The 16,857-nt window shown below is 48.7% G+C and carries 15 protein-coding genes and 2 rRNA genes; 2 read left to right on the top strand and 15 right to left on the bottom strand.

Going from position 1 to position 16,857, the window contains the following annotated elements:
• Positions 1-84: 84 nt before the first annotated feature.
• The 3 genes from K6T23_RS00995 to K6T23_RS00985 all read right to left on the bottom strand — a co-directional run bounded on the left by K6T23_RS00995 (position 85) and on the right by K6T23_RS00985 (position 5,403).
• Positions 85-3,018, bottom strand: a 23S ribosomal RNA gene (locus tag K6T23_RS00995).
• A gap of 194 nt (positions 3,019-3,212) precedes the next feature.
• Positions 3,213-4,763, bottom strand: a 16S ribosomal RNA gene (locus K6T23_RS00990).
• The 16S and 23S rRNA genes sit together here, the layout of an rRNA operon.
• A gap of 406 nt (positions 4,764-5,169) precedes the next feature.
• On the bottom strand, positions 5,170-5,403 hold the full coding sequence (locus K6T23_RS00985; protein WP_079513624.1) for a hypothetical protein: 234 nt from the start codon (positions 5,401-5,403) through the stop codon (positions 5,170-5,172).
• 149 nt (positions 5,404-5,552) lie between these two features.
• Here K6T23_RS00985 and pdaB point away from each other — a divergent pair, with 149 nt between their 5' ends.
• Positions 5,553-6,302, top strand: coding sequence for a polysaccharide deacetylase family sporulation protein PdaB (gene pdaB / locus K6T23_RS00980; RefSeq protein ID WP_053429938.1), 750 nt, complete (start codon positions 5,553-5,555; stop codon positions 6,300-6,302).
• A gap of 31 nt (positions 6,303-6,333) precedes the next feature.
• Here pdaB and K6T23_RS00975 read toward each other — a convergent pair whose 3' ends face one another.
• Positions 6,334-6,954 carry a KinB-signaling pathway activation protein gene (locus K6T23_RS00975; protein ID WP_053429939.1) on the bottom strand — a complete coding sequence of 207 codons (621 nt, stop codon included), beginning with the start codon at positions 6,952-6,954 and terminating at the stop codon, positions 6,334-6,336.
• Positions 6,955-7,105: 151 nt separating this feature from the next.
• On the opposite strand from K6T23_RS00975, the gene gerD reads away from it, so the two are divergent.
• The gene (gene gerD / locus K6T23_RS00970; RefSeq protein ID WP_238283403.1) at positions 7,106-7,714 is read left to right on the top strand and encodes a spore germination lipoprotein GerD; all 609 of its coding nucleotides are present in this window, start codon (positions 7,106-7,108) and stop codon (positions 7,712-7,714) included.
• A 50-nt stretch (positions 7,715-7,764) separates the two neighbouring features.
• Here gerD and K6T23_RS00965 read toward each other — a convergent pair whose 3' ends face one another.
• The 11 genes from K6T23_RS00965 to K6T23_RS00920 form a co-directional block, all read right to left on the bottom strand.
• Positions 7,765-8,814: an Mrp/NBP35 family ATP-binding protein gene (locus K6T23_RS00965; RefSeq protein WP_079513628.1), complete on the bottom strand. Its 1,050-nt coding sequence runs from the start codon at positions 8,812-8,814 to the stop codon at positions 7,765-7,767.
• Positions 8,815-9,415: 601 nt separating this feature from the next.
• Complete coding sequence (cwlD, locus tag K6T23_RS00960) at positions 9,416-10,129, bottom strand: N-acetylmuramoyl-L-alanine amidase CwlD (RefSeq protein ID WP_056541805.1); 714 nt, start codon at positions 10,127-10,129, stop codon at positions 9,416-9,418.
• Positions 10,130-10,194: 65 nt separating this feature from the next.
• Positions 10,195-10,644 (bottom strand): DUF2521 family protein, encoded by a 450-nt coding sequence (locus K6T23_RS00955; protein ID WP_337946925.1) that lies wholly within the window; start codon positions 10,642-10,644, stop codon positions 10,195-10,197.
• Between the two features lie 160 nt (positions 10,645-10,804).
• Complete coding sequence (rpsI, locus tag K6T23_RS22330; protein WP_420493500.1) at positions 10,805-10,870, bottom strand: 30S ribosomal protein S9; 66 nt, start codon at positions 10,868-10,870, stop codon at positions 10,805-10,807.
• A 277-nt stretch (positions 10,871-11,147) separates the two neighbouring features.
• Positions 11,148-12,089, bottom strand: a complete 942-nt coding sequence (locus K6T23_RS00950; protein WP_238283402.1) for an SMI1/KNR4 family protein — start codon at positions 12,087-12,089, stop codon at positions 11,148-11,150.
• Between the two features lie 426 nt (positions 12,090-12,515).
• Complete coding sequence (gene rpsI, locus K6T23_RS00945) at positions 12,516-12,908, bottom strand: 30S ribosomal protein S9 (RefSeq protein ID WP_048007637.1); 393 nt, start codon at positions 12,906-12,908, stop codon at positions 12,516-12,518.
• Positions 12,909-12,930: 22 nt separating this feature from the next.
• Complete coding sequence (rplM, locus tag K6T23_RS00940) at positions 12,931-13,368, bottom strand: 50S ribosomal protein L13 (RefSeq protein ID WP_048007636.1); 438 nt, start codon at positions 13,366-13,368, stop codon at positions 12,931-12,933.
• A gap of 158 nt (positions 13,369-13,526) precedes the next feature.
• Positions 13,527-14,336, bottom strand: coding sequence for a tRNA pseudouridine(38-40) synthase TruA (gene truA, locus K6T23_RS00935; RefSeq protein ID WP_148986172.1), 810 nt, complete (start codon positions 14,334-14,336; stop codon positions 13,527-13,529).
• A gap of 15 nt (positions 14,337-14,351) precedes the next feature.
• A complete protein-coding gene (locus tag K6T23_RS00930; protein ID WP_238283401.1) occupies positions 14,352-15,149 on the bottom strand; it encodes an energy-coupling factor transporter transmembrane component T family protein in 798 nt (265 codons plus the stop codon).
• Positions 15,146-16,009 carry an energy-coupling factor ABC transporter ATP-binding protein gene (locus K6T23_RS00925; protein ID WP_238283400.1) on the bottom strand — a complete coding sequence of 288 codons (864 nt, stop codon included), beginning with the start codon at positions 16,007-16,009 and terminating at the stop codon, positions 15,146-15,148. The genes K6T23_RS00930 and K6T23_RS00925 overlap by 4 nt, the downstream gene beginning before the upstream one ends.
• Complete coding sequence (locus K6T23_RS00920; RefSeq protein WP_053429944.1) at positions 15,985-16,821, bottom strand: energy-coupling factor ABC transporter ATP-binding protein; 837 nt, start codon at positions 16,819-16,821, stop codon at positions 15,985-15,987. Before K6T23_RS00920 ends, K6T23_RS00925 begins: the two co-directional genes overlap by 25 nt.
• Between the last annotated feature and the right edge of the window lie 36 nt (positions 16,822-16,857).

The following is a 16,857-nucleotide window of genomic DNA, read 5'->3' as shown; positions in this document are numbered from 1 at the left end:
GAAAACTAGATAAAGGTTGATAGTCAATCATTACCGGCGTATCGTCCAGTCCGGGAGACGCGAAGCGCCTCCTTCGTCTTACGTTTGGTTAAGTCCTCGATCGATTAGTATCAGTCAGCTCCATGTGTCGCCACACTTCCACCTCTGACCTATCTACCTGATCATCTTTCAGGGATCTTACTCACATAAAGTGATGGGAAATCTCATCTCGAGGGGGGCTTCATGCTTAGATGCTTTCAGCACTTATCCCTTCCGCACATAGCTACCCAGCGATGCCTTTGGCAAGACAACTGGTACACCAGCGGTGCGTCCATCCCGGTCCTCTCGTACTAAGGACAGCTCCTCTCAAATTTCCTGCGCCCACGACGGATAGGGACCGAACTGTCTCACGACGTTCTGAACCCAGCTCGCGTACCGCTTTAATGGGCGAACAGCCCAACCCTTGGGACCGACTACAGCCCCAGGATGCGATGAGCCGACATCGAGGTGCCAAACCTCCCCGTCGATGTGGACTCTTGGGGGAGATAAGCCTGTTATCCCCGGGGTAGCTTTTATCCGTTGAGCGATGGCCCTTCCATGCGGAACCACCGGATCACTAAGCCCGACTTTCGTCCCTGCTCGACTTGTAGGTCTCGCAGTCAAGCTCCCTTGTGCCTTTACACTCTGCGAATGATTTCCAACCATTCTGAGGGAACCTTTGGGCGCCTCCGTTACTCTTTAGGAGGCGACCGCCCCAGTCAAACTGCCCACCTGACACTGTCTCCCACCCCGATAAGGGGCGCGGGTTAGAATGTCAACACAGCCAGGGTAGTATCCCACCGACGCCTCCACCGAAGCTAGCGCTCCGGCTTCCAAGGCTCCTACCTATCCTGTACAAGCTGTGCCAAAATTCAATATCAGGCTACAGTAAAGCTCCACGGGGTCTTTCCGTCCTGTCGCGGGTAACCTGCATCTTCACAGGTACTATAATTTCACCGAGTCTCTCGTTGAGACAGTGCCCAGATCGTTACGCCTTTCGTGCGGGTCGGAACTTACCCGACAAGGAATTTCGCTACCTTAGGACCGTTATAGTTACGGCCGCCGTTTACTGGGGCTTCGATTCGCACCTTCGCTTGCGCTAAGCACTCCTCTTAACCTTCCAGCACCGGGCAGGCGTCAGCCCCTATACTTCGCCTTACGGCTTCGCAGAGACCTGTGTTTTTGCTAAACAGTCGCCTGGGCCTATTCACTGCGGCTCTCTCGGGCTTGCACCCTACCAGAGCACCCCTTCTCCCGAAGTTACGGGGTCATTTTGCCGAGTTCCTTAACGAGAGTTCTCTCGCTCACCTTAGGATTCTCTCCTCGCCTACCTGTGTCGGTTTGCGGTACGGGCACCATCTTCCTCGCTAGAGGCTTTTCTTGGCAGTGTGGAATCAGGAACTTCGCTACTATAATTCGCTCGCTATCACAGCTCAGCCTTCACGATGATGGGATTTGCCTCATCATCAGCCTAACTGCTTAGACGCACATATCCAGCAGTGCGCTTACCCTATCCTCCTGCGTCCCCCCATTGCTCAAATGGAAGAAAGGTGGTACAGGAATATCAACCTGTTGTCCATCGTCTACGCCTATCGGCCTCGACTTAGGTCCCGACTAACCCTGAGCGGACGAGCCTTCCTCAGGAAACCTTAGGCATTCGGTGGATGGGATTCTCACCCATCTTTCGCTACTCATACCGGCATTCTCACTTCTAAGCACTCCACCAGTCCTTACGGTCTAGCTTCGCAGTCCTTAGAACGCTCTCCTACCACTGACACCAAACGGTGTCAATCCACAGCTTCGGTGATACGTTTAGCCCCGGTACATTTTCGGCGCAGAGTCACTCGACCAGTGAGCTATTACGCACTCTTTAAATGGTGGCTGCTTCTAAGCCAACATCCTGGTTGTCTAAGCAACTCCACATCCTTTTCCACTTAACGTATACTTTGGGACCTTAGCTGGTGGTCTGGGCTGTTTCCCTTTCGACTACGGATCTTATCACTCGCAGTCTGACTCCCATGGATAAGTCTTTGGCATTCGGAGTTTGTCTGAATTCGGTAACCCGATGAGGGCCCCTAGTCCAAACAGTGCTCTACCTCCAAGACTCTTACAACATGAGGCTAGCCCTAAAGCTATTTCGGAGAGAACCAGCTATCTCCAGGTTCGATTGGAATTTCTCCGCTACCCACACCTCATCCCCGCACTTTTCAACGTGCGTGGGTTCGGACCTCCATCCAGTGTTACCTGGACTTCATCCTGGACATGGGTAGATCACCTGGTTTCGGGTCTACGACCACATACTCATTCGCCCTATTCAGACTCGCTTTCGCTGCGGCTCCGTCTTCTCAACTTAACCTTGCATGGGATCGTAACTCGCCGGTTCATTCTACAAAAGGCACGCCATCACCCGTTAACGGGCTCTGACTACTTGTAGGCACACGGTTTCAGGTTCTATTTCACTCCCCTTCCGGGGTGCTTTTCACCTTTCCCTCACGGTACTGGTTCACTATCGGTCACTAGGGAGTATTTAGCCTTGGGAGATGGTCCTCCCAGCTTCCGACGGGATTTCACGTGTCCCGCCGTACTCAGGATCCACTCAAGAGGGAACGAAGTTTCGACTACAGGGTTGTTACCTTCTTTGACGAGCCTTTCCAGACTTCTTCGTCTACCCCGTTCCTTTGTAACTCCGTATAGAGTGTCCTACAACCCCAAGAGGCAAGCCTCTTGGTTTGGGCTAATCCCGTTTCGCTCGCCGCTACTCAGGGAATCGCATTTGCTTTCTCTTCCTCCAGGTACTTAGATGTTTCAGTTCCCTGGGTCTGCCTTCCATGCTCTATGTATTCAAGCAAGGATACTGTTCCATTACGAACAGTGGGTTCCCCCATTCGGAAATCTTCGGATCAGCTCACTTACAGCTCCCCGAAGCATATCGGTGTTAGTCCCGTCCTTCGTCGGCTCCTAGTGCCAAGGCATCCACCGTGCGCCCTTATTAACTTAACCGAATTGGTTAAAAACCTAAAATGGCGATACTCGGTAATTTCTTGACTATCAATAAAACTTTATCTAGTTTTCAAAGAACAATATAATGATGGAAGTTTCTTTTACTCCGCTTGCGCTTCGTAAAAAAACCAATTAAACCATCAAAACTGAACAAAACTTCGACGTCGTCAAACGTTTTAGTAAATCTTCCTTAGAAAGGAGGTGATCCAGCCGCACCTTCCGATACGGCTACCTTGTTACGACTTCACCCCAATCATCTGTCCCACCTTAGGCGGCTGGCTCCAAAAGGTTACCTCACCGACTTCGGGTGTTACAAACTCTCGTGGTGTGACGGGCGGTGTGTACAAGGCCCGGGAACGTATTCACCGCGGCATGCTGATCCGCGATTACTAGCGATTCCAGCTTCATGTAGGCGAGTTGCAGCCTACAATCCGAACTGAGAACGGTTTTATGGGATTGGCTAAACCTCGCGGTCTTGCAGCCCTTTGTACCGTCCATTGTAGCACGTGTGTAGCCCAGGTCATAAGGGGCATGATGATTTGACGTCATCCCCACCTTCCTCCGGTTTGTCACCGGCAGTCATCTTAGAGTGCCCAACTGAATGCTGGCAACTAAGATCAAGGGTTGCGCTCGTTGCGGGACTTAACCCAACATCTCACGACACGAGCTGACGACAACCATGCACCACCTGTCACTCTGTCCCCCGAAGGGGAAAGCCCTATCTCTAGGGTTGTCAGAGGATGTCAAGACCTGGTAAGGTTCTTCGCGTTGCTTCGAATTAAACCACATGCTCCACCGCTTGTGCGGGCCCCCGTCAATTCCTTTGAGTTTCAGTCTTGCGACCGTACTCCCCAGGCGGAGTGCTTAATGCGTTAGCTGCAGCACTAAAGGGCGGAAACCCTCTAACACTTAGCACTCATCGTTTACGGCGTGGACTACCAGGGTATCTAATCCTGTTTGCTCCCCACGCTTTCGCGCCTCAGTGTCAGTTACAGACCAGAAAGTCGCCTTCGCCACTGGTGTTCCTCCAAATATCTACGCATTTCACCGCTACACTTGGAATTCCACTTTCCTCTTCTGCACTCAAGTTCCCCAGTTTCCAATGACCCTCCACGGTTGAGCCGTGGGCTTTCACATCAGACTTAAGAAACCACCTGCGCGCGCTTTACGCCCAATAATTCCGGACAACGCTTGCCACCTACGTATTACCGCGGCTGCTGGCACGTAGTTAGCCGTGGCTTTCTGGTTAGGTACCGTCAAGGCGCCGCCCTATTCGAACGGCACTTGTTCTTCCCTAACAACAGAGTTTTACGATCCGAAAACCTTCTTCACTCACGCGGCGTTGCTCCGTCAGACTTTCGTCCATTGCGGAAGATTCCCTACTGCTGCCTCCCGTAGGAGTCTGGGCCGTGTCTCAGTCCCAGTGTGGCCGATCACCCTCTCAGGTCGGCTACGCATCGTCGCCTTGGTGAGCCATTACCTCACCAACTAGCTAATGCGCCGCGGGTCCATCTGTAAGTGATAGCCGAAGCCACCTTTCAACCTTCCCCCATGCGGGGGTAGGTGTTATCCGGTATTAGCCCCGGTTTCCCGGAGTTATCCCAGTCTTACAGGCAGGTTACCCACGTGTTACTCACCCGTCCGCCGCTGATCTCAGGGAGCAAGCTCCCATCGATCCGCTCGACTTGCATGTATTAGGCACGCCGCCAGCGTTCGTCCTGAGCCAGGATCAAACTCTCCATAAAAAGTTTGAATAGCTCTTTTAAAAATAAATCTAGAATTAACGTTGACGTGTTTGTCTTGTTTTGTTCAGTTTTCAAGGTTCAAATGCTTGTCGCTGTCTCTTTCGGCGACTTTTCTAATTTACCACATCTTACTTCGTGGTGTCAACTGTTTTTTTAGCAGGTTTTTCATCTCTTGGTTTGAAATGCCTTTGCTGTAGCAGCGACGTTTAATAATATATCAGCTATTCAATCCCCGGTCAATACTTTTTAATAAAAACATTGTTATTTTATTTACGTCCTTCCTCTCTCTCCTCAACATGCTTCAATTGTTTCTATACACGGGTTACGCATCCCTTCGGTTCAAAGAATCCAAAGATCACCCAAGGCACGTACGATCCGAGATAAGCCGTACATGCCTCATATCCATTCACTGATTGGACTCGTCCTTGAACGACGATCTCTTCATATACTTTAAACACTCCTTATGACTTGCGATCCTTCTGAACAGGGAAAACAAAATCGCATAGCGTTCATCCATGGCACGCTTCACGATATATTCAATTCTTGCGTCTTTCAAGTCGAACAGAATTTCGTCCATTTCACGTTTCAGTAAATATTCGATTTCTTGCTTCTCTCTGTCGTCGATTAAAAACCCAAGCAATTATGCCACCCCTTACTGTTGATAATTGTAGTTTTTTCCATATAAAGATTTTTATAATCATTTTTTTCGAATATAGATATTTTCAAGGGGACATGCATAAGGTGTAATACGGCTTTGAAATCGACAACAGATGGACAGGGGGATAGCATGTGAATACATTTCATACGGTGAATGCCAAGAGACTGAAGCAGGTTGCACTGATCATCGTCATATCCTTTTTCACCGCTCTGCTGGTGTATAGTGCGAATACATCAAGTATCGCTGTCTTCGGAACCAAAGATGGACCGAAGGCTGTTTTCAAGGGAGAGAAAGGTGTTGCGTTGACCTTTAACATCGGGTGGGGAGATGAAAAAGCAAAGCCCATATTGGAGGAATTGAAGAGGATGAACGTTCAGTCCGCCACCTTCTTCCTTTCCGGTGCCTGGGCAGAACGCCATCCTGAGCTGGTGGAACAAATTGTGAAACAAGGATACGAGATCGGAAATTTGGGGTATGCTTATTCCGACTATACAGATATGGAACCAGAAAAGATCAGACAGGATATCCTGAAGGCCGATACGATCTTTAAGAAACTCAATGTGCAGGAGGTGAAGCTCCTTAGAAGCCCAACAGGTCACTTTGATAAAGAAACACTCAAGGTGGCAGATTCACTTGGACTAACCCTTGTACACTGGAGCGTGGATTCCAAGGACTGGACCAATCCGGGGGTGGATGAGATCGTCGAAAATGTCGGTGAAGCGAAGAAAGGGGATATCATCCTTCTGCACGCATCGGACTCTGCCAAGCAGACAGAGAAGGCCCTTCCTGAAATCATAAAGGAACTACAGTCCAAAGGAAGCTTCATCAACGTATCGGATATGATATCAAACGGAGATGCTAAGTCTTCCCTGATCCAATGAAAAAAGGCCGTCAGCAGTGACGGCCTTTTTCTCATCCGGTCTTTTGTTGTCTCTCGGCACGGGAGTTTTCCAGGTATCGCGGAAGCATCAGCAGCTGATACGCATTACAAGAAATAAGCGCCAGGAGCATCAGGTACAGCCAGTCGATGGAGTTCACCAACAGGACCGGAAGCCATTCCAGTGTCGTAATGACAATCATGAAGAATAAAGCGGATACAAAAGTATTCGAGCTCGACTGCTGATTCTTGAAGTAGGCAGTGACTACTCCAATCAACAAGATGCCGAATCCAAGGAGGATATATGGCAGATAGGAATCATCCGCTTCTGCGAATGCCCTGAACCGGAAATAAATGAGATCGAATAATACGAATAGAATCAACAAGAACTGCACTGGATTCCACAGCCCTTTGAATAACCCCATGCCAAATTGATGAATCGTCAAGTAGGCGAAATACCCCATTTGGCTGATGACACTGAAGGTGAATCCTACAAACAAGAACCATAGCAGGCTCGACAATATCCCCAGTACATCTCCATCACTGACATATGGACCGAACTGATCCCATCTGATGAAAAGGGATGCCACTCCGGTCACTAATCCCCCGACTAGCAGCGTATGAATAAAAAAACGGATCCAATTACGGATGGTCACTTCTACTTTCCCCCAAATCTAAATATATGGACTCTTCTGATTGTACCAAACGCTTTCATGAAAAATCCATATGGCCCATGATTAATAAGTATATTTTTTGTGTCCGGCTCCATATTAAAGGTAAGGGAACTTGTATGAAAGGAGCCTGACCATGAAACGATTATCCTTTCTTGTGCTGTTATCCTTCTTTCTCTTGACTGCTTGTGGCGGCGGAGGAGCGGAGACCGGCAAAATGGACTATGAGGAAACCAAGAAAATGGTTGTCGATATATTGAAGACTGACGATGGTAAAAAGGCCATCAAAGAAATCATGAGTGACGAGGAAATGAAGTCAGAGCTGATTCTGAATGAAAAAGTGGTTACAGATACCATCTCCAAGACCCTCACGTCGGAAAAAGGCGTCGAGTTCTGGAAGAAGGCCTTCGAAGATCCCAAGTTCGCTGAAACAATGGCGAGCAGCATGAAAGATAGCAACGAAAAACTTCTGAAAGAACTCATGAAAGATCCCGAATACCAGGGTATGATGATCGATCTCTTCAAGGATCCTTCCATGCAGAAGGATATCATCGAAGCCCTTAAGAGCAAGGAATACCGCGAACACCTTCAGCAGGTGATCATTGAAACACTTCAAAGCCCGCTCTTCCAGTCCAAGATCCAGGAAGCCAAGGACAAAGGATCTTCCGAAAGTCAGAAAAGCGGAAAGACGCTTAATGACCAAGGTGGCGGCTCCTCCAGTGGAGGCGGCGGTGGCGGTGCTTAATGCCCAAAGGCCGGACGAATCGGTGTAATCCGAATCTCCGGCCTTTTTCTTTATGAAAGCTTCTCTATTACTTTATGGGCAATCTCTCCATATATCTGACCCAAACGGTGATCGGCTGCATAGACAGAAGGAGCAAAATCTTCTTCATTCCAATCAGGCTGTTGAAGAGGCAGCTTGCCAAGGAGATCGGTACGCAGTTCTTCCGTCAGCTTCTCCCCTCCGCCTTGACCAAAGACGAATTCCTTTTCACCTGTGATCTTACTCTCAAAATACGACATATTCTCAACAACGCCAAGAATGTCATGATCCGTCTGCAGGGCCATGGCACCTGCACGTGCGGCAACAAAGGCAGCTGTCGGATGCGGAGTCGTGACAATGATCTCCTTGCACTTAGGAAGCATCGTATGGACGTCGAGGGCGACATCTCCGGTGCCCGGCGGTAAATCAAGGAGAAGGTAGTCAAGGTCTCCCCACTCTACATCGGAGAAGAAGTTATTCAGCATTTTACCAAGCATCGGTCCCCTCCAGATGACAGGAGCATTGTCTTCTACAAAGAAGCCCATGGAAATGACTTTCACCCCGAACCGTTCTACTGGAATGATCTTTTCTCCGCGCACAACCGGTCGCTTCATGATCCCCATCATATCCGGGACACTGAATCCGTAAATATCGGCATCCACAAGACCGACCTTCTTTCCTTGACGCGCTAGAGATACGGCAAGGTTCACTGAAACCGTCGATTTGCCCACGCCACCCTTACCGCTTGCAATGGCAATGAACGTCGTCTTGCTTGCAGGTGAAAGAAGATCCGTCCCTTCCCCACCGGAACCCCTGTGCTTCTCAAGCTCTTCATCAGATAGCTCCGTAAATCGGATCCCCACAGAAGAAGCCCCATTATCTTTAAGAAGCTGGACGACCTTCTGCTGGAACTGCAGCTGCTCGCCCGTTCCCGTCTTAGCCAACGCAATCTTTACGCTGATATGACTTTTCTCTTCCTTGATCGAAATCTCTTCTATACCGTTCGTTTCACCTAATGTTTTATGTAAAAAAGGATCCTGCAATCCCGCTAACAATTCACGTGCCTGCTGTTCCGTCAACATACGTAACCACCCTTTACTTTGTATTCGTTTTCACTGTTTCCAGTATAACATATCCAGCCTAGAATGAATGATCAAAACGTTCGGAATGTTTTACTGGTATAACGAAAAGCGCAGGCGGGTCGGTCTGACCCGACAAGCATAAGGCAAGAACCCGGAAAGGCGCTCTTGGCCTTTTTGGGTTCTTGCCTTATGACCTCGAGGGTCAACCCGCCGGAGCTAGACATCACGAAAAGCGGAGGGGGCTCGCTCTGAGGCGACAAGCATAAGGCGAAGATCTCGGAAAGGCGGTCTTGGCCTTTTTGAGATCTTTGACTTATGACCTCGAGCCTCAAGCCCCCGGAGCTAGACACCACGAAAATCGCAGGCGGGTCGGTCTGACCCGACAAGCATAAGACGAGAACCTGAAAAGGCGCTCTTGGCCTTTTGGGTTCTTGGCTTATGACCTCGAGGGTCAACCCGCCGGAGCTAGACACCACGAAAAGCGGAGGGGACTCGCTCTGAGGTGACAAGCAAACGACAAGGAAGGAGATGCTGATCAAAACGAAGGCTCTTCCTCCACAACAAAAAGACCCGATCCCCAGAAGGAGTACGGGTCCCTGCACTATTCCTTTTTATCCGGTGCCTCGGCAAGATAATCCATGATCCCTTCATAAACCGATGCAGCGATCTTTTCCTGGTAGTCCTTCTTGAGAAGATTCGCCCGCTCTCCCGGGTTTGATAGGAAGCCAATTTCCACGAGGGCGCCTGGTTTCTTGGCGTGCTTCAGGATATAGACATTCTGGAGCCCCTTCGCTTCCCTTGTCGTGTTCTCCAGGTTTCGTATCAGTTCTTTTTGGATGGCTTTGGCGAATGCCTCGTTTTCCTTGAACTTCGGGTTGTAGAACGTTTGTGCCCCGCTCCACTGGGCAGACGGAATTGAGTTCAGGTGCACGCTCAGATACAGGTCGGCCTCGGAGTCATTGATACGCCTCAAGCGTTCATGAAGGTCTTCGACTTTCCTCCTGCTGTATCCCTTCGTATCTTCATCTGCCAGATCTACGTCTTCTTCCCTGGTCATGATCACAAGGGCTCCCTGCTCCTGGAGATAGTCCCTGATCATGATGGAGACATCAAGGGCGATATCCTTCTCAAGGGCGTTCTTGTCCCCTGCACCACCGTCAGGACCACCGTGACCGGGATCGATATAGATCACCTTACCGGATAAGGGGAGATTCCAAGACCCCCACGTGTCCTTATCCAGGATCTTGTATTGAATAACAAACAGCACCGCTGCCAGCGCAGCGATCATCCCGATGACTTTGAGCTTTTGACGCATGATCGTCCTCCTGTCCCATTTGCCTTATTAAAAAATATGGGACAAGAAAGACATTTAGAACCCTTTTAGTGAAGCCGGAGCTTAAGACGCTTCATCCCCTGCCCATATCCTTCCTCCCACCATGTTTCCACAAAATGCTCACAGGAGTGGTAGAAGGACTCATCCACAGGCTGGGTGACACCGACTTCGGCCCAGTAGAGCCAGAAGTTATACAGCGTATCGATGAAGTGCTTGAGTTCTGTATGGCAGCGCTGCTTCACGCGCTCTTCCCCTTCACCTTCATGACCGAACTTGCTGACTTTCCCTCCGAGCAGGTAGGCCTCGATTGCCACATCGAAACAGGCTTCATCAAAGCCCTCCTGCATGAAGGTGCCGCCTTGTATCTTTATATAACCGAAATGTTTTCTGACGCTCTCCTGAAGCATCTTGATGGAGATGCCACGTAGGAGGGTCCGTTCGGATTTGATTTCTCTTTCGCGTTGTTTCGTTGTAAAAGTCGTGATGACGTTCAACACTAATCCACCCCTTTGACCCTATTCTCCTTCTCGGGAGACCGGTTCATTCGAGGAACTGTTACCAAGGGAGATTTTTGAAGGCGGCCCTGTCATAAAGTCGTCTCGCCAGGGCAAAATGAAAAAAGACCCAACCAAAAAGGTCGGGTCTTCCATGAAAAAATTAACGTTTTGAGAATTGTGACGCGCGACGTGCACCTTTAAGACCGTATTTTTTACGCTCATTCAAAAGTAGAATTAATTATCTTTATCCGGAAATAAATAAACTCCTTTAAATCATCACCTTATCCTGGGACCAATTTCCCCAAAAGGTATTCTTGGTATTATGCATTTTACGGAAATTACATGCCCATGCGCCCTGATGAACTTTGATCGATAACCCTTAAACGTATTTTTAAAACGTTTGAAACCTTTTTGTGATAAATGTGGATTCTTTTATCTCCAAAACGCTCCTCAGATAATTGAAATATACAGCAAGGTCGTTGACCGACTATGGTTTGATTTAATTAGTATGAAGTTTCAATTCCTCCAGATTGCTTATAGTAATTCTTGGCTGTATAGTTTGGCCATTCCCAAAAGTTTGAACCCTGTGACACCACAAACCGATCTAAAAACAATTCCAGATTCGAATGTAAGGGTTCCGGTTTTAGCAATGTCCCAGAAATATACAAATAGTCTGGATCATCTCGTTCAAGAGCTGTTCGACTTATTAATAGATTATTTTCAAACACATACCCTATTGGAATATAATCAGACAATGATTTAAGGGCATCGTGTGTCTTCTTTATTTCCTCTAAAGAGTATATTTGCAATCCACCACCAATATTAATCGAGCCCAGTAACATTTCATACATTTTGGCTCCGTTGTGTTTAGATAGAAATTGTTGAACATCTTCAGGTAAAATCCATCCTTTTTCATCTTGAAAGTCCTTCAGCTCTTTACCTGCAATAGGGGGATTAAATGAACAATGAACTGTGTGAATTTCCCCTTGCTCAGCTACAATCTCCATATTCCCTTTTTCATCAAGTCGTTTCTTTAGAGCTTGCAACGTCTTTTTGAGTATCATTGAAACTCCCCCTATTTTCATTTTAGTAGCTTGCCCACCATGGAGATACCGATTGCTGGTGAATGGTTCGCGGTAATGGATACAGATTAGAGAAACTGTTTCCTCCCCCGTACTCTCTTGGATGACGTGGTGTATGTCTACTCCAGACCAATCCCAGTTCGGATTCCCATACGAATCAATATACGAAGCAATATATTGTCCTCGAAGTGTATTGTTCCAAGGTGCGCGTTTTTCTAATGGAACGACGGCCATATCAGCTCTTGTCGGAGTGGGCATATACTGACCGCTATGGTTATTTTTAATCACAGGATAGAAAGTTGCTTTTTTATTTGCTAATACAGGACCTGCTTTTCCGCTTTCCGTTTTAGGATAAGACCCCAACCAACCTACGGATGTGACACTTTATGTCATCCAGAAATTCGTTGACTTTACGGTGTACGTCTTGGAATATGACTTGCCTATATAAATTTGTGATCCTGTCCATTCTACATCAAAACCGGTTACTTTGCTGTACGCGCCTTCAAGTGTTTTACTTCTAAATAAATCGTATCCGGCAATAACAATGACAGGGGGCTTACCAATGATTTTGGTGATGGTTACTTTTTGGTCATTCAGACGTTCAAACCACGATGGATATTTACACTCATGTGACCGATGAAGCTACGGAGAAAACAACGGAGATGTTCCAGCAATACATGGATTTTTAGCTAAAGGTATTCAAGGGGTATTCAATACCCTATTCAGACACAAAAATACCCTCCTTGCCCAGTAAGAGCAAAGAGGGTACGTGTTGATATACCAAGTATATTAACGTTTTGAGAATTGTGGCGCGCGACGTGCACCTTTAAGACCGTATTTTTTACGTTCTTTCATACGGGAGTCACGAGTCAATAGACCAGCGCGTTTTAGAGAACCACGGTACTCAGGGTCAACTTGAAGCAAAGCACGAGCGATACCGTGACGGATAGCTCCAGCTTGGCCAGTGTAACCTCCACCATGTACGTTTACGAGTACATCGTAGTTACCAAGAGTTTCTGTAGCAACTAGAGGTTGCTTGATTACTTCGCGTAGTGCTGCGAATGGGATGTATACTTCTACTTCACGATCGTTGATGATGATGTTTCCGTTACCTGGTACCAAACGTACGCGAGCTACTGAGCTCTTACGACGACCAGTTCCATAATATTGAACTTGAGCCAAGATAATAACCTCCTCTTTTTAATTATCCACGAAGTTCGTAAACTTCAGGTTGTTGTGCTTGGTGCGGATGCTCCGCTCCAGCGTATACGTGCAATTTCTTGAACATTTGACGACCAAGTGAACCTTTAGGAAGCATTCCTTTGATTGTTAGTTCAAGCATTTTTTCTGAGTAGTTTGTACGCATTTCCAATGCAGTACGTTGTTTCAAACCACCTGGGTGTAGGCTGTGACGGTAGTAGATCTTGTCAGTAAGCTTTTTACCAGTCAATTCGATTTTAGAAGCGTTCAAGATGATCACGTGATCACCAGTGTCAACATGTGGTGTGAATGTTGGTTTGTGTTTACCGCGTAGAATAGAAGCAACTTCACTAGCCAAACGACCAAGAGTTTTGCCTTCTGCATCTACAACGAGCCATTTACGTTCGATTTCAGTGGCTTTAGCCATATACGTTGTACGCATGATTTATCCTCCTATTACTCAATCCGTAGTATTTATTCTTAAATCACAATAAGTTTCCGGGGCTTATCGTGGGGTTAATAACATACCATATGCTATATTATCTTGTTCCCAGAAGAATGTCAAGGGTATGTTACACCAGGATTAGTTGTTTTAGTTTTTTATTTTTGATTTGTGGTGCTTTCCTGATTACAAGGGAATGATCCATTCGTATCATCCCCTGCCATTCCGTCTCCGTAGCACACCTTCCACAGATATAAGCCGTGTGCAGGTGCCGTTTTCCCTGCTGCGTCCCGGTCCTTTGCAGCAAGGGTGTCGGGGATGCTGTCAGGTCTCCGTTTGCCGGATCCGACTTCCAGCAAGGTCCCCGTCAGGATCCTCACCATATTATAAAGGAACCCATTCCCCCTGAAGGACAGGACAAGCTCGTTACCGGTCTCTTCCAAGGTGATGGCATGGATGGTCCTGATCTTATCTTCCACTTCGGTCTTGGCCGAACAGAAGCTTGTGAAGTCATGCTCACCGAGAAGGTGGGCAGCGGCTTCCTCCATCACCCCGACGTCAAGCGGATAAGGGTAATGCAGGGCGAAGTTCCGATGAAACGGACTTCTCTCTGTCCCTTTATAGATCCTATAGCGGTATTCCTTCTCCTTCACGGAGAAACGCGAGTGGAAGTCACTTGAGACGACCTCTGCCTGCAGAATGGTCATTTCGTCCGGTATCCGCGTATTGAGGACGACCGGCCATTTCTCTTCGGGTATGGAGAGCGGGGTGTCAAAATGAAACACTTGCCCCTGTGCGTGGACCCCGGCATCCGTCCGGCCAGAGGCCGTCACCCGGATCGAAGCCCCCTTATGGATGGCACCGAGGACCCGTTCAAGCTCCCCTTGGACCGTCCGTTGACCGGGCTGTACCTGATATCCGTGAAAACCGGTCCCATCATACGCCAGTAAGCATTTAATCCGTTGCATGAGTCATTCCCCCTGTCATCCCCTGAACACGATCAGGAGTCCCGTGAGGACCAGCAGGACGATGATGACCATCGTATCCCTGCCCTTCCAGGAAAGGAGCCGGTATTTCGTCCGGCCCTCCCCTCCCTGATAGCCCCTTGCTTCCATGGCGGTGGCCAAGTCTTCCGCACGCTTGAAGGCACTTACGAATAGTGGGATCAGCAGCGGGACGATGGCCTGTAGCCTGTCCTTGATCGGTCCTGAGGTAAACTCTGCCCCCCGGGCGATCTGAGCCTTCATGATCTTATCCGTCTCTTCCATCAGGGTCGGGATGAACCTGAGAGAGATGGACATCATGAGAGCCAGCTCGTGTACGGGGAACTTGATCTTACGAAGCGGATTCAACAGCGTCTCGAGTCCGTCCGTAATCGTGATCGGTGATGTCGTCAGCGTGAGCAAGGATGTGACCAAGATAAGGTAAAAGAACCGTAAACTGATGAAGATCCCTTGCCTCAGGCCTTCTTCATGGATAGCGAACCATTTCAGATCCACGAGCACATCCCCTTCTTTGGTGAAGAAGATATGCAGCAAGAAGGTAAACAGGATGATCCATAGGATCGGCTTCAATCCGCCCAGGATGAAACGGATCGGCAATCTCGATAGGAAGAGTGCACCGAGTGTGAAGATACCGAGGATTCCATATGTCAGCGCGTTATTTGCCAGGAAGACGATACAGATGAACCCGAAAATAAACAGGAGTTTAGCCCGGGGATCTGCCCGGTGAAGAACGGATTGACCGGGAACGTAACGTCCGATGATCATCTTTTCCATCATGGCCGTCCACCTCCTGACACAGAAATGGCATCTGCCAGCTCTTCGATGGTCAGGCACGTCCGGCCGAGGGATTTCCCTGAGGCCTTTTCGTATTCGTACTGGAAGCGAACGACGTCCGGCACATCCAAGCCCATTTCAAACAGTTCTTCCGCTTGGGAGAAGATCTCCCTTGGAGCGCCTTGCTTCTTTAACCGACCTTTTTGCATGATGACGATCTCATCGGCATATCGTGCTGCATCCTCCATGCTGTGTGTGACCAGGATCGTCGTGAGACCCTTTTCTTTGTGAAGCTCATAGAACATGTCCATGATCTCTTTTTGCCCACGCGGGTCAAGCCCTGCCGTCGGCTCATCCAGGACGATGACTTCAGGGTCCATGGCAAGGACACCGGCGATGGCGACACGGCGCATCTGCCCGCCCGAAAGGTCAAACGGTGACTTTGAGAGGACGTCTTCCGTTAAACCGACCTTGACGATCAGTTCCCTTGCACGTGATTCCGCCACTTCCCTGCTGATGCCGAAATTCATCGGGCCATAGCAGATGTCCTTCAAGACCGTTTCTTCAAAGAGCTGATGCTCCGGGAATTGAAAGACGATCCCTACCTTTTGGCGGACGGCTTTAAGGCTTTTCGACTTTTGTTTCGCATGGATCGTATGGGCCCCCATCGTCACGGTGCCCTCCGTCGGTTTCAATAACCCGTTCAGGTGTTGCAGGAGCGTGGATTTCCCGGAGCCCGTGTGTCCGATGACGGACAGGAATCGCCCGGTCGGGATCTCCAGATTGATGTCTTCGAGCGCCAACTTTTCGAATGGAGTGTTGAATGAATACCGGTACTCTACATGTTTAAATGTGATCTGCATAGTTCATTCACCAACTCTTCTTCTGTTAAGTATGTTTTGGATAATGGAATTCCCCGTTCCTTCAATGCACCGGCAAGCTTGATTGTAAACGGTGAATCCAGACCCAGCCCCGTGAGTTCGTCTTCAAGCTTGAAGATCTCTTCGGGGGTTCCCTCTTTGAACACGGTTCCCTGGTTCAGTACGATGATTCGATCGGCCCTTGATGCTTCTTCAAGATCGTGGGTGATGGAGATGACCGTCAGCTCCTCTTCTTCCTTTAGCTTTCGGACCACCTCTAATACCTCTTTTCGTCCTTTGGGATCGAGCATGGAAGTGGCTTCGTCCAGGATAATGATGGATGGCTGCAGTGCAATGACACCTGCAATGGCCACCCGTTGCTTCTGTCCACCCGATAGATGGTGCGGCTCTTGAGCAAGAAAATCACCCATATGGACGTTCTTCAGTGCTTCCCTCACTCGTTTCACCATCACATCATGAGGCACACCATGGTTTTCCAACCCAAAAGCCACATCATCCTCAACTGTCGCACCGACAAATTGATTGTCAGGGTTTTGAAATACCATTCCCAGCTTGGCGCGGATCTCCCATATCGTTTCTTCCTGAAGACGCGTCCCGTCCACTGTTACGACTCCTTCATTCGGAAAATGAAGACCGTTCAGCATTTTGGCAAGGGTGGATTTCCCTGATCCATTATGCCCGACGATCGCCAGCCATTCCCCCCGGTTGACAGAGAGGTTGATACCCTTCAGCGCTTCATTCCCTTCATCGGAATATCGGAAGCGGACATTCTCTACGTTGATGATCTTATCCAATCCTACTCTACCTCCTCTACACTACTCTCATCTCAG

Origin of the sequence: Rossellomorea marisflavi (assembly GCF_022170785.1) — a bacterium.
Lineage (GTDB): Bacteria > Bacillota > Bacilli > Bacillales > Bacillaceae_B > Rossellomorea > Rossellomorea marisflavi_B.
The sequence above is the reverse complement of the archived record's forward strand: the minus strand, read 5'-3'. Positions and strand labels throughout refer to the sequence as shown.